Source organism: Streptomyces sp. NBC_01304, assembly GCF_035975855.1.
In the GTDB taxonomy this organism is placed as follows: Bacteria; Actinomycetota; Actinomycetes; order Streptomycetales; family Streptomycetaceae; genus Streptomyces.
In genome coordinates this window covers 4,304,925-4,318,367 of the sequence record NZ_CP109055.1, presented here as the reverse complement: position 1 = coordinate 4,318,367, position 13,443 = coordinate 4,304,925, and the positions used below count along the sequence as shown (strand labels likewise).

Annotated in this window: 11 protein-coding genes; 7 read left to right on the top strand and 4 right to left on the bottom strand. The window is 70.4% G+C overall.

Translation table 11 applies throughout. The annotated features are described in order from the left end of the window. The first annotated feature begins 185 nt into the window (after positions 1 to 185). From OG430_RS18735 to OG430_RS18705, 7 genes are all read left to right on the top strand, one after another. Positions 186 to 1,877 (top strand): purine-cytosine permease family protein, encoded by a 1,692-nt coding sequence (locus tag OG430_RS18735; RefSeq protein WP_327353676.1) that lies wholly within the window; start codon positions 186 to 188, stop codon positions 1,875 to 1,877. Positions 1,878 to 2,085: 208 nt separating this feature from the next. After that, a complete protein-coding gene (locus OG430_RS18730; protein WP_327353675.1) occupies positions 2,086 to 2,274 on the top strand; it encodes an SPOR domain-containing protein in 189 nt (62 codons plus the stop codon). An 18-nt stretch (positions 2,275 to 2,292) separates the two neighbouring features. Further along, on the top strand, positions 2,293 to 2,688 hold the full coding sequence (locus tag OG430_RS18725) for a (deoxy)nucleoside triphosphate pyrophosphohydrolase (RefSeq protein WP_327353674.1): 396 nt from the start codon (positions 2,293 to 2,295) through the stop codon (positions 2,686 to 2,688). A gap of 416 nt (positions 2,689 to 3,104) precedes the next feature. Next, the gene (locus OG430_RS18720) at positions 3,105 to 3,530 is read left to right on the top strand and encodes an ATP-binding protein (RefSeq protein WP_327353673.1); all 426 of its coding nucleotides are present in this window, start codon (positions 3,105 to 3,107) and stop codon (positions 3,528 to 3,530) included. 178 nt (positions 3,531 to 3,708) lie between these two features. Then, positions 3,709 to 6,267: a SpoIIE family protein phosphatase gene (locus OG430_RS18715; protein ID WP_327353672.1), complete on the top strand. Its 2,559-nt coding sequence runs from the start codon at positions 3,709 to 3,711 to the stop codon at positions 6,265 to 6,267. Between the two features lie 76 nt (positions 6,268 to 6,343). Continuing rightward, positions 6,344 to 8,413: a TPM domain-containing protein gene (locus OG430_RS18710; protein ID WP_442816515.1), complete on the top strand. Its 2,070-nt coding sequence runs from the start codon at positions 6,344 to 6,346 to the stop codon at positions 8,411 to 8,413. Positions 8,414 to 8,474: 61 nt separating this feature from the next. Beyond that, entirely contained in the window at positions 8,475 to 9,188 is a 714-nt protein-coding gene (locus tag OG430_RS18705; protein WP_327353671.1) for a PspA/IM30 family protein, read from the top strand. 339 nt (positions 9,189 to 9,527) lie between these two features. Here the strand turns inward: OG430_RS18705 and OG430_RS18700 are convergent, their stop codons facing one another. Genes OG430_RS18700 through OG430_RS18685 form a run of 4 tightly spaced genes read right to left on the bottom strand, consistent with a single transcriptional unit; the run spans position 9,528 to position 13,428 of the window. Beyond that, positions 9,528 to 10,334: a succinate dehydrogenase/fumarate reductase iron-sulfur subunit gene (locus OG430_RS18700; protein ID WP_327353670.1), complete on the bottom strand. Its 807-nt coding sequence runs from the start codon at positions 10,332 to 10,334 to the stop codon at positions 9,528 to 9,530. Beyond that, the gene (locus OG430_RS18695) at positions 10,331 to 12,274 is read right to left on the bottom strand and encodes a fumarate reductase/succinate dehydrogenase flavoprotein subunit (RefSeq protein WP_327353669.1); all 1,944 of its coding nucleotides are present in this window, start codon (positions 12,272 to 12,274) and stop codon (positions 10,331 to 10,333) included. Before OG430_RS18695 ends, OG430_RS18700 begins: the two co-directional genes overlap by 4 nt. Further along, the gene (locus OG430_RS18690; protein ID WP_327353668.1) at positions 12,274 to 13,098 is read right to left on the bottom strand and encodes a hypothetical protein; all 825 of its coding nucleotides are present in this window, start codon (positions 13,096 to 13,098) and stop codon (positions 12,274 to 12,276) included. Before OG430_RS18690 ends, OG430_RS18695 begins: the two co-directional genes overlap by 1 nt. A 42-nt stretch (positions 13,099 to 13,140) precedes the next feature. Continuing rightward, positions 13,141 to 13,428: a hypothetical protein gene (locus tag OG430_RS18685; RefSeq protein ID WP_327353667.1), complete on the bottom strand. Its 288-nt coding sequence runs from the start codon at positions 13,426 to 13,428 to the stop codon at positions 13,141 to 13,143. Positions 13,429 to 13,443 lie beyond the last annotated feature (15 nt).

Here is a 13,443-nt window from a genome sequence, read left to right as displayed (position 1 = left end):
CCCCTTCGGGCGGCCGGTGACCGATAGCCGGATGCCTCCGTCCGGCGCCGTGACCGCGAGTTAACGCATGCCCGGGCCACGTAACACCGGGTTAATGGTATACCGCTACGGATCGTCATGTCCGGCTCCTAGCTTCCTCGACCGTACCCGCATCCCGGTCGGCGAGAAGCGAAGAAGGAACCCTCATGACGGACACGGTCACCCGCGACACCACGAGCAACTCCCCACCGCCAAAGAGGAGTTATGCCAAGCTCGCCGCCGACGAGAGCCGCGAGGACTACTCGCTGCGCTATGCGCCGCACTCTTTTCGGACCTGGTCGCCCGGCACGGTGGCGGGTACCGCGCTCGGCGGGATCGCCTATCTCGCGGACTTCGCGATCGGTGCGTCGATCGTCTTCACGTACGGCTTCACCAGTGGCTTCGCGTCGATCCTGACCGCGGCCACGATCATCTTCCTGACCGGCATCCCGATCGCCCGGGCCTGCGCCAAGTACGGCCTGGACATGGACCTGGTGACACGGGGAGCGGGCTTCGGCTACTTCGGCTCGACCCTGACGTCCCTCATCTACGCGTCCTTCACCTTCATCTTCTTCGCGCTCGAGGGCTCGATCATGGCCCAGGCCATGCACCAGGCGGTCGGACTCCCGGTGCAGGTCGGCTACTTGGTCACCACCCTCATCGTGATCCCGATCGTGTTCCGCGGGATGGGCGCGCTCGCCAAGGTGCAGGCCTGGACGCAGCCGATCTGGATCATCGGCATGGTGCTCCCGTTCGTCGTCCTCGCCTTCGAGGCCCCGGACGCCTGGGGCGCGTTCGGCCACTTCGGCGGCACGGAGGGCGCGGGCTCCGGCTTCTCCTGGATCGGCTTCGGGCTCGGCACGGGTGTGGCGCTCTCCCTCATCGCCCAGATCGGCGAGCAGGCGGACTACTTGCGCTTCATGCCCGCCAAGACGGCTTCCAACAAACGGCGTTGGAATCTGGCCGTCCTTGCCGCAGGCCCCGGCTGGGTCATCATCGGCGCGGCCAAGCAGCTCGGCGGCGCCTTCCTGGCCTTCGTCGCCCTGGAAGCGGTCGGCAAGACGCACGCCCTGGAGCCCATAGCCCCGCAGCTGGAGGCCCTGCGCCCCTGGCTCGGCACCTTCGCCCTCCCCGCCGCGGCGATCTTCGTGATCGTCTCCCAGATCAAGATCAACGTCACGAACGCCTACAGCGGTTCGCTCTCCTGGTCCAACTTCTTCTCCCGCATCACGCACAAGCACCCGGGCCGCGTCTGGTACATCTTCCTCAACCTCGCCATCGCGCTGACGCTGATGGAAATGAACATGTTCGCCGCCCTGAACAAACTGCTCGGCTTCTACTCCAACGTGGGCATCGCGTGGATCACGGCCGTGGCGGCGGACCTGGTCATCAACAAGCGGATGGGCTGGAGCCCGAAGTACATCGAGTTCAAGCGCGCCTACCTGTACGCCGTGAACCCGGCCGGCTTCGGCTCGATGGCGATCGCCTCGACGGTCTCGATCCTGGCCTTCTTCGGCCTCTTCGGTACGTACGCCGAGGCCTTCTCGACCTTCATCGCGGCCGGACTCGCCCTGATTCTCTGCCCGTTGATCGCCTGGGCCACGAAGGGCAAGTACTACCTGGCCAGGCCCAACCCGGTGAACGGCCCGGACGTCGAGATCGCCGACATCACGGCCACCCACACCTGCTCGGTCTGCGCCACGGCCTACGAACTCCCCGACGTCGCCGACTGCCCGGTCCAGTCGGGCCCGATCTGCTCGCTGTGCTGCTCCCTCGACGCGGAGTGCGGCGATGCCTGCCGCAAGACGCCGGGCGAGCCGGTGCTGATGCCGCTGCCGACGGTACGTACGGCCGACTGACCTGGCTTCGGGGGCGCATCCGAGGGGTGCGCCCCCATTGGTCTGGGCCGGCGTTGGCTGGTTGATGTCGTCCGCGCTACCTCATTGTGCAAACACATATCCGCTGAGTGAAGGTCGGGCGTAGGCTCGGGCATATGCGGATTGCGGTTTCCTTAGAGATCGGGGCACGGGTCGAACCGGCACTGGGCTTCCCGGGGGGTGGCGCACGATGAACGACGGCAGCGCGATGCTCCCATGGCAGGTCATCAGGCAGGACGACCACAGCAACCGCTATCGCGTCGGCAGATACGCCACCAGGGCCGAGGCCGAGCAGGTCGTGGACAGCCTCGACGACCGCGGCCACGAGCAGCTCTACTTCGTCGAGCGCCTCGGCCGGCAGGCCGCCGAGTCCGGCTGACCGCTTAGGCTCCGGCGTATGACGGATCGCATCCTTGTCGTGGGCGCCGCCCTGTTCGCAGACGGGCGCATGCTCGCGGCCCGGCGCAGCGCTCCCGCTGCGCTGGCCGGCCGGTGGGAGCTCCCGGGCGGGAAGGTGGAGCCCGGCGAATTGCCTTCGCAGGCGCTCGTGCGCGAGCTCCGCGAGGAGCTGGGCGTGGAGGCGGAGCTCCTGGAACGCCTTCCGGGCGAGTGGCCGCTTGGCCGGCCCGGCTACGTCCTCCAGGCCTGGACGGCGAAGCTCATCGCGAGTGACCCGCGGCCCCTGGAGGACCACGACGAGCTGCGCTGGCTGGGCCCGTCCGAGATCTGGACCGTGAACTGGCTGGACGAGGACCGCCCGGCGGTTTCGGAGGCCGCGGCCCGGCTTCAGTGATCTTTTTCCCCTCCCCGCCCCTTCCCGAAATCCTGCGGAGCTGTGTCCTCAAGCGCCGGACGGGCTGACCGAGTCAGCCCGTCCGGCGCTTGAGGACAGTCTTTGACCGGCAGGTGACAACCCACTCCCACCCACCCAGGCGCCGCAGGCTTTCGGGAAGGGGCGGGGAGGGGAAATTGAAAGCCCGTCCGGCCAGGACCGGGGGCCCGGGGGCGGCGCCCCCGTGAGCTCGGGCGGGTGAGGCCGGAGTCGGGAGCAGGGCGTAGAGGGGCGCAATCGGCCCAAGCCCCACGCCCCGCGTAAGCCATACGTGCCACAGTGCGCCCGCGTAGGCGATACGACCCCAGCGATATCGGGTATGGGGTGATTAACCCCATGAAACCGGACAGGGGTCAAAAGGCAGGTCCGCCAGGAAGGTGATCGGCGTGATCGACACCGAGGGCGACTGCGCCGAGTGGACCTTCCCCGCCGATCCAGGAGCCGTACGCACCGCCCGCGCCCGCGTCCGCCACCAACTCGGCGACTGGAACCTCGACGCCGTCGCAGACATGACCGTGCTCCTCGTCAGTGAACTCGTGACCAACTCCCTGCGGCACGCCTCGGGCCCCATCGGCGTACGCCTGGTACGCCCCGCGGCCGCCCCCGCGCCCGCGCACAGGTCCCCCCACCTCCTTGTGGAGGTTTCCGATCCGCTTCCGGATCCGCCGCGCGAACGGGTCGCCGCCCCCGACGACGAAGGCGGCCGTGGCCTGCAGCTGGTGGCCTGTTCCGCGGTGCGCTGGGGCACCCGGCGCGGGAAAACGGGTAAGACGGTGTGGTTCGAGCTGGCTCTGCCTGGTTAGAAGGTGGGGGAGAGCCGATCTCCGCGAGCCCCGGCCTTACGGCCGAAAAGCGTCGGGAAGCGCGGGAGATGTGAACGCAGTGTTGCGTGCGGCCGTAGTGCTGGATACTGCGGGCAAGCCGTCCGAAGACCGCAGGTCTGTGCGGTGGCGGTAGCGGTGAGCTGGAGGGGACGGTCGCGTGAGCGGAATACCAGCCAGGGCGCAGGGGCCTGGTGACAATCCGGGCGATGTGCTGTGGCAGAGCAGCCCGCCTGGCTCGATCTATGACTACATCAGGGTCGCCTCGTTCTCCCTGGGTCCGGACGGCCTGATCGATCAGTGGAGCCTGCGCGCGGAGCAGCTGTTCGGCGTCCGCGCGGCCGACGCCGTCGGAAAGGACCCGATCGAGGCCTTCGTCCCCGCCGACCTGCGTGACCTGGGACATCGCAAGGTCGCCGAGATCCTGGACGGACGGGAGTGGACGGGCGTGGTCCCGTTCCGGATGGCGCCCGACGGATCGATGGACGGCATCGCCGAGGTCTATGTGATGCCGACCGAGACGGAGAGCGGCGACCGCGCGGCGGTCTGCATCGTCGTCGACGTACGGGCGCTTCGCCGCATAGAGACCGATCTCGCTGCCTCTCAGGCCATTTTCGGTCAATCTCCCTTCGGTTTCCTCCTCTTCGGCACGGACCTCCGCGTCCAGCGCGCCAACAAGCGCTTCGCCTCCGTCTTCGGCGGCGACGCCGACGAACACCGCGGCCGCACCGTCCACGACTATCTGCCGCGCCACGAGGCCGACCGTATGCAGGCCGCGCTCAAGCGCGTCCTGGAGACCGGCGAGGCCGTCACGGACATGCAGCTGGTCGGCTCGTCCCCGGGCGGCGGCGACCGCCGCCACTGGTCGGTCAACCTCTACCGCGTGCACAGCGGCGCGGGCCGGCCCATCGGCATCGCGGGCCTCGGCACCGACGTCACCCGCCGGCACGCCGCAGCCCGCGAGGCCGCGCACGCCCGCCGCAATCTGGCCCTGCTCAACGAGGCGGGCGCCCGGATCGGCAACTCCCTGGACCTGGAGACCACGGCCCGCGAGCTGCTCGACGTCTCCGTCCCCGTCTTCTGCGACCTGGCCTCCGTCGACCTCTACCAGGGCCTGCTCGACGGCGACGAGGCCCCGCCCGGCCTCGCCGACGGCAGTGCCGAACTGCGCCGCGTGGCCTTCGCCAGCGCCGTCTCGGACGCCCCGCTCGACGAGTGCAGCGAGGAGGCGCCGACCGTCGGCGCCAAGCACCGCTACTCCTTCAACTCGCCCTGCGCGGACGCCCTGCGCACCGCCCGCCCGCGCACCATCCAGGGCGCCGAGGGCGGCCTCGTCCAGCAGACCCTCGCCGTCCCGATGGTCGCCCACGACACGGTGGTCGGCCTCGCCCGCTTCAGCCGTACGAAGGGCAGCGAGCCCTTCGGCGAACGCGACCGGTCCCTCGCGACCGAGCTCGCCGCCCGCGCCGCGGTCTGCATCGACAACGCCCGCCTGTACCGGAGGGAGCACGAGCGCGCGCTGATCCTGCAGCGCTCCCTGCTCCCGCCCGGCGACCCGGAGGCCTCCGGCCTCGACATCGCCTGCCGCTATCTGCCGGGGAACGCGGCCACCGAGGTCGGCGGCGACTGGTTCGACGTCATCGAACTCCCCGGCCACCGCACCGCCCTCGTCGTCGGCGACGTGATGGGCCGCGGCCTGCGCGCCGCCGTCGCCATGGGTGAACTGCGCACCGCCGTACGGACGTTGGCGCTCCTCGACCTCGAACCTGCCGAGGTCCTCTCCGCCCTCGACGAGATCGCCCGCGGGCTCGGCACCCCGTCCACCATCGGCCCGGCGCACGCCCCGTCCCCGCAGTCGTCCCGCCGCGCCCTGCAGGGCCGCGACGTCGACCCGTCCGAGGTCTACCTCGCCACCTGCATCTACGCCGTCTACGACCCGGTGACCCGCCGATGTACGTTCGCCAACGCGGGCCACCTCCCGCCCGTCCTGGTCGAACCCGGCGAGCCCGCCCTCATGCTCGACGTACCGCCCGGCATGCCGCTCGGCGTCGGCGGCGAGCCCTTCGAGGAGGTCGAGGTCGAACTCCCCGAGGGCGCCCTGCTCGCCCTCTACACGGACGGCCTGGTCGAATCCCGGGACCACCCTCTCGACGAGGGCCTGCGCGCCTTCCGTACGGCCATAACGGATCCGGTACGCCCCCTCGAGGACGTCTGCGACCACGTCCTCAACACCCTCGACACCCACCACGGCGAGGACGACATCGCCCTTCTCATGGCCCGCGTCCAGGGCCTGCCCGAGGACGCCGTCGGCGACTGGACGCTGCCCCGCGAGCCCCGCTCGGTCGGCCGGGCCCGCGAGCTGGCCCGTGCGCAGCTGCAGTCCTGGGACCTGGAACCCCTCATCGACACCACGGAACTCCTGGTCAGCGAGCTGGTCACCAACGCCCTCAGATACGGCGAGGGCGAGATCAGACTCCGCCTGCTCCTGGACCGCACCCTGGTCTGCGAGGTCTGGGACGCCGGCCTGGTCCAGCCCCGGCGCCGCCGCGCCAAGGACACCGACGAGGGCGGCCGCGGGCTCCAGCTGGTCGGCCTGCTCAGCGCCTCCTGGGGCGCCCGCAGGACACCTCGCGGCAAGACGGTGTGGTTCGAGCTGCCGCTGCCGAACGGGGACGCGGCCGACGAGCCGTCGGTGGAGGCGCTGCTCAGCATGTTCTGACCGGCGCCGCGAGCGGTGACAGCGGAGGGCCCCGCCCCGGTCGCGACGCCGCAGAACCGGACATACGCTCCCCAATGTGACGCCATCCCGTTCGCTGCCCCACATAGCCGTCCGGGCGCTCGCCGCCGGGCTCCTCGCCGTCGGCGCTCTGCTGCCGACCGTCGGCACGGCACGGGCCGAGGACCCGGTCACCCTCTCCCGGACCGGCCAGATCACCGACAAGGTGGGCGCGCTCGGGGATCGCAAGGGCGAGGTCACCCAGGCCCTCAACAAGCTGTACGACGACCGGGGGATGCAGCTCTTCGTCACCTACGTACGCGACTTCTCCGGCCGTTCCGCGCAGGACTGGGCCGACGCCACCGCGCGCCGCAACGGGCTCGGCCTGAACGACGTCCTGCTCGCCGTCGCGACCCGCGACCGCAACTACACCTACTGGGTCGACCAGGGCTCCCGGCTCACCGACGCCCAGCTCGCGGACGTCGCGCAGAAGGCGATCGTGCCCACCCTGCGGCAGAACGACTGGGCGGGCGCCGCCATCGGGGCCGCGAACGGCTATGACGCGGTCCTCGCCGGACAGCCCGTCCCGGCCCCCGCGATCACCCCCGGCGAGGCCGACCCGGGAGGAGCCGCTTCCGACTCCACCGCGAGCGGCGACCTCGTCCTGCCGGTGATCGCCGTCGGCAGCGCGGGCGCCCTGGCGGCGTACGCGTACACCCGGCGCAAGCGGCGTACCACCACGCGCACCACACCCGGACAGCCGGCCGTCCCCCTGACCCCGCTGCCCGAACTGGACACCAAGGCCAAGCACCTGCTCGTCCAGACCGACGACGCGATCCGCACCAGCACCGAGGAACTCGGCTTCGCCAGCGCCCAGTTCGGCGACGAAGCGATCAAACCCTTCACCGAGGCGGTGGAGTACGCGAAGGCCGAGCTGACGGCGGCCTTCCGCATCCGCCAGCAGCTCGACGACGCGTTCCCCGAGGACGACCCGACCAAGCGCCGCATGCTCGACGAGATCATCACGCGCTGCACCGAGGCCAACCGCCGCCTGGACGCGGAGACCGCCGACTTCGACCGGCTGCGCGCCCTGGAGCAGAACGCCCCCGAGGCACTGACCCACGCGGAGGGCGCGTTCCGGCAGATCGCGGGCCGCACGGGCACCGCGGAGGCGACGCTCGCCGCGCTCACCACCCGCTACGCCGACTCCGCGTCCGCGTCCGTGACCGGACACGTCGAGGAGGCCAAGGAGCGCCTGGTCTTCGCCACCACCAACCTCAACCAGGCCCGCCAGTCCGTCGACGGCGGCGACAACGGCAGGGCGGCCGTCTATCTGCGGGCCGCCGAGGGCGCGGTCGACCAGGCCGGCACCCTCGTCGACTCCATCGACCGCCTCGCCCAGGAACTCGCCGAGGCCACCGGCAAGTTGCCGGCCGCGCTCACCGAGACCGAGACCGATCTGGCGGACGCCCGCGGCATGCTGCAGGGCACGGTCACCGGCACCTCGACGGCCGATCTGCAGGGCCGCATCGGCCGCGCGGAGGCCGTCGTCAGCGACGTACGACAGGAGATGACGACGGGCCGGTACGACCCGATCGACGCGCTGCGCCGCATCGAGGAGGCCGACTCCGCGCTTGACGAGGCCCTGGACGGCGCCCGCGAGCGCGAGGTCGCGAACCAGCGGGCCCGGGCCCTGCTCGACCAGGCCATGCTCACCGCCCGCAGTGGCATCGGCGCCGCCGCGGACTACATCACCACCCATCGCGGCGCCGTCGGCAGCCAGGCCCGCACCCGGCTCGCCGAGGCCCAGCGCCACCTGGAGCGGGCCGACGCGATCGCCGCCTCCGACGCCTCGACCGCCCTGGCCGAGGCCCAGCAGGCGGACTCCATGGCCCGCCAGGCACAGCAGCTGGCCGAGCGCGACGTGGGTTCGTACGGCAGCCCGTACGGCGGCGGATTCGGCGGACAGCAGCGCGGTGGCGGCGGCATGGGCGGGGCGGTGCTCGGCGGGATCATCCTCGGCGAGATCTTCGGCGGGATGGGGCGGGGGATGGGCGGCGGCGGTGGGGGCGGCGGCTTCGGCGGGGGCGGGCCCGGGAGCTTCGGCGGTGGAGGGACTCGGGGGCGGATGGGCGGAGGCAGGTTCTGAATCCCACCTAGCTCGATCCGGTATGTCCCCCAATTACCTTTTCAGGCAAGGAGCTTGAGCCATGACCAAGCAGACGATCCTGGGCCGTGTCGCCCAGCTCGCGAAGGCCAACATCAACGCCCTGCTCGACCAGGCCGAGGACCCGCAGAAGATGCTCGACCAGCTGATCCGGGACTACACCAACAACATCAGCGAGGCGGAGCAGGCGGTGGCCACCACCATCGGCAACCTGCGGATGCTGGAGCAGGACCACAAGGAGGACGTGGACGCGTCCGCCGAGTGGGGCGGCAAGGCGGCGGCGGCCAGCAAGAAGGCCGACGAGCTGGCGTCCGCCGGCGATTCCGCGGACGCGGACAAGTTCAACAACCTCGCCAAGGTCGCGCTGCAGCGCCAGCTGCAGGCCGAGAAGGAGGCGAAGGACGCCGAGCCGACGATCGCCGCGCAGACGGAGGTCGTCGACAAGCTGAAGACCGGACTCGACCAGATGAAGGTCAAGCTGACCGAACTCCAGTCGAAGCGCGACCAGTTGGTGGCCCGCGCGAAGACGGCGTCGGCGCAGAACCAGATGATGGACGCCGCGAAGAACATCAACGTCCTCGACCCGACGAGCGAACTGAGCCGCTTCGAGGAGAAGGTCCGCCGCGAGGAGGCCAAGGCGCTCGGCAAGCAGGAGCTCGCGGAGTCCTCCCTGGACGCGCAGTTCGAGCAGCTGGACTCGATGGGCGACCAGGCGGAGATCGAGGCGCGGCTGGCGGCGCTGAAGGCTACGGCTTAGCCGCGCGCCCAGGCACGCGGGGCGACGAGCACCGGGACCGAGCGGGGAGGGGGTCCCGTGGGGCTACGTGGGGGAAAGGGGGCAGCCATAACGGACATAAGGGTCCGTCTGGCGCCCCTTTCCCCCCCATGTAGCCCCGCTTCACCTTCCGGTCCCCTGCTGCGCCCTCGCCCTCGCCTTCCGCCCCGCCCCCGCCGCGCCTCTTTCCGTTGCCGACCTGCCCCCGGCCTGCCCGGCCTGCCCGGCCTGCCCCGGCCTGCCCGGCCTGCCCCGGCCCGCCCGGCCCGCCCGACCTGCCCCCGACCTGCCCGGCCCCGGCTCGCCCAGCAGGGCCCCCGCCTACCCCTCGCCCCGCCTGCGGATCTTGTTCCCCAGCCACACCAACGGGTCGTACTTCCTGTCCACCGCCCGCTCCTTCAGCGGAATCAGGGCGTTATCCGTGATCTTGATGCCCTCGGGGCACACCTCGGTGCAGCACTTGGTGATGTTGCAGAGCCCGAGCCCGTGCTCCTCCTGCGCCGTGGCCTTCCGGTCGAGGCCCGACTCGGCGGCCGCGTCCAGCGGGTGCATGTCCAGCTCGGCGACCCGCATCAGGAAGCGCGGGCCCGCGAAGGCGCCCTTGTTCTCCTCGTGGTCGCGGACCACGTGGCAGGTGTCCTGGCAGAGGAAGCACTCGATGCACTTGCGGAACTCCTGCGAGCGGTCCACGTCCTCCTGCTGCATCCGGTACTCACCGGCGGCGACCCCCTGCGGCGGCACGAAGGCCGGGACCTCCCTGGCCTTCGTGTAGTTGAAGCCGACGTCCGTCACCAGGTCCCGCACCACCGGAAACGCCCGCAGCGGCGTCACCGTGATGACTTCCTCCCGCGAGAACGTCGACATCCGCGTCATGCACATCAGCCGGGGCCGGCCGTTGACCTCCGCCGAACACGAACCGCACTTGCCCGCCTTGCAGTTCCAGCGCACCGCGAGATCCGGCGCCTGGGTGGCCTGCAGCCGGTGGATGATGTCGAGGATCACCTCGCCCTCGTTGACCTCGACCTTGAAGTCCTCGAGCCCACCGCCGTCGGTGTCCCCGCGCCACACCTTGAAGCGCGCCTCGTACGAGGTCGACGCCCCGGCGCCCGTCTCCTGAACCGTGCTCACTCGTAGAGCTCCTCTTCGGCGAGGTACTTGACCAGCTCTTCCTTCTCGAAGAGGGCGAGCAGGTCCGGACGGATGGGCTCGGTCTCTTTCCGTACGAGCTTGATCTGGCCCCGTACCGGATCGGTGGCCGCCAACCCCCCGCTGGGATCGGCGAGTTGGCAGAGCAGATTGGCGCGCCGCCACTGCCGGTCCATGCCCGGGAAGTCCTCGCGGGTGTGCCCGCCCCGGCTCTCCTGCCGCTCCAGGGCGGCCCGCGCGATGCACTCGCTGACCAGGAGCATGTTCCTGAGGTCGAGCGCGAGGTGCCAGCCCGGGTTGAACTGCCGGTGCCCCTCGACCCCGGCCCGCCGCGCCCGCACCCGCAGCTCGGCGAGCTTCTGCAGGGCCTCGTGCATCTCGCCCTCGCGGCGGATGATGCCGACCAGGTCGTTCATGGTCTGCTGGAGTTCCTGGTGGATGGTGTACGGATTCTCCGGCGGCCTGCCGTTGACCTCGCCTTCCGGCGGCCCCTCGGCGGAGAAGGGCCGCAGCGCCTCGGCCGCCGCCACGTCGATCTCCAGGTCGTCCACGGCGGGGCGGCTCGTCAGCGCGGTCGCGTACTGCGCCGCGTGCAGACCGGCCCGGCGCCCGAACACGAGGAGGTCGGAGAGCGAGTTCCCGCCGAGGCGGTTCGAGCCGTGCATTCCGCCCGCGACCTCACCGGCCGCGTACAGACCGGGCACGGCGAGCGCCGCGGCGGTGTCGGACTCGACCGCGATGCCGCCCATCACGTAGTGGCAGGTCGGCCCGACCTCCATGGCCTCCGCCGTGATGTCGACGTCCGCCAGCTCCTTGAACTGGTGGTACATGGAGGGGAGTTTGCGCTTGATCACATCGGCTGGGAGGCGGCTGGACACGTCCAGGAAGACCCCGCCGTGCGGTGATCCGCGGCCCGCCTTCACCTCGGAGTTGATGGCGCGGGCCACCTCGTCGCGGGGGAGCAGTTCCGGAGGTCGCCGGTTGTTGGCCTGGTCGTCGTACCAGCGGTCGCCCTCCTCCTCGGACTGGGCGTACTTCTCCTTGAACACGTCCGGGATGTAGTCGAACATGAACCGCTTGCCCTCGGAGTTCCGCAGCACCCCGCCGTCACCGCGTACGGACTCGGTGACGAGGATCCCCTTCACCGACGGCGGCCAGACCATCCCGGTCGGGTGGAACTGCACGAACTCCATGTTCAGCAGCGGCGCCCCGGCGAGCAGGGCGAGCGCGTGCCCGTCACCCGTGTACTCCCACGAGTTGGACGTCACCTTGAAGGACTTGCCGATGCCACCCGTGGCGATCACGACGGACGGCGCCTCGATGACGAAGAAGCGGCCCGACTCGCGCTCGTAGCAGAACACCCCGGAGACCCGGCCGTCCGGGTCCTTGAGGATGCGGGTGACCGTGCACTCCTGGAAGACCTTCAACCCGGCTTCGTAGTCGCCGTGCTCCTTCTTGTCCTCCTGCTGCAGCGACACGATCTTCTGCTGCAGCGTGCGGATCAGTTCGAGGCCCGTACGGTCACCGACGTGCGCGAGCCGCGGGTACTCGTGCCCGCCGAAGTTGCGCTGCGAGATCCGGCCGTCCTTGGTGCGGTCGAAGAGCGCACCCCAGGTCTCCAGCTCCCAGACCCGGTCCGGGGCCTCCTGCGCGTGCAGTTCGGCCATCCGCCACTGGTTGAGGAACTTGCCGCCGCGCATGGTGTCGCGAAAGTGCGTCTGCCAGCTGTCCTCGCTGTTCACGTTGCCCATGGCGGCCGCGATGCCGCCCTCGGCCATCACCGTGTGCGCCTTGCCGAACAGCGACTTGCAGATGACCGCCGTACGCGCCCCCTGCTCGCGCGCCTCGATCGCGGCGCGCAGTCCCGCGCCGCCCGCACCGATCACGACAACGTCCCACTGCTGCCGCTCCACCTGAGTCATCAGAAGAACCTCGGATCATCGAAAGCACCGGACGCGACCAGGAAGACGTAGAAGTCCGCGAGTGCCACGCTGATCAACGAGGCCCAGGCGAGCAGCATGTGACGGGCATTCAGCTTCCCGATCCACTGCCACGCCCGGTAGCGCACCGGGTGCTTGGAGAAGTGCTTGAGCTTGCCGCCGACGATGTGCCGGCAGGAGTGGCAGGACAGCGTGTACATCCAGATCAGCACGATGTTGAGGAGGAAGACCAGGGACCCGAGTCCCATGTGGCCCCACTCGTAGTTCTCGTCGCGGAAGGCGAGAACGGTGTCGTACGTGAGGATTCCGGCCACCGGCACCGCGGCGTAGAAGAAGTAGCGGTGCATGTTCTGGAAGATCAGCGGGAACTTCGTCTCGCCGCTGTACTTCGTGTGCGGCTCGGCCACCGCGCAGGCGGGCGGCGAGGCCCAGAAGCCGCGGTAGTAGGCCTTGCGGTAGTAGTAGCAGGTCAGCCGGAAGCCCAGCGGGAAGATCAGGATGAGCAGCGCGGGGGACAGGGCCCACCAGCTGCCGAAGATCTCCCAGTTGGGGCCGCCCTTCATGGTCTGGCAGTTGTCCGCGAGACAGGGCGAGTAGAACGGCGAGACGTACGGGGCCGCGTAGTAGTCCGAGTTCGCGAAGGCCCGCCACGTCGAGTACACGACGAAGGCGAACAGCCCCGCGGCGGTCCCGGCGGGCGCCAGCCACCAGCGGTCTGTCCGCAGATGAGGGGCGGCGATGGCGGCACGTGAGGCGCCGCGCACACCGCCCGCGGTATTGAGTTCGGGTTCCGTGCCAGTGGCCAACGAGGTCTCCAGGGGAGGTCGCGCTCAGGGGGTTCGGGGGTGCTAGGGCGCGTGGCGGTCGCGGGCGCCCAGACCCTCGTCGTCCGAGTCGGTCCAGAGCGAGCGGTCGTACGGCGTGTCGGGGATCGTGACCATCTCGGGGCGCTGCTTCGGGGGCAGTGCGGGCGCCGCCGCGCGCAGGAGCGCGACGCTGTCCCGCAGATGGTCGGTGTCCGTGCCTACCCGGCGTATGTCCAGGCCCGGTCCGACCTGCTGCTCCAGCCTTCCGACGGAGCGCACCAGGTCGTCCAGGCAGCGCTGAACCGCCGTCAAATCGTCCTGCAGGGACATGACTTGCCCTCACTT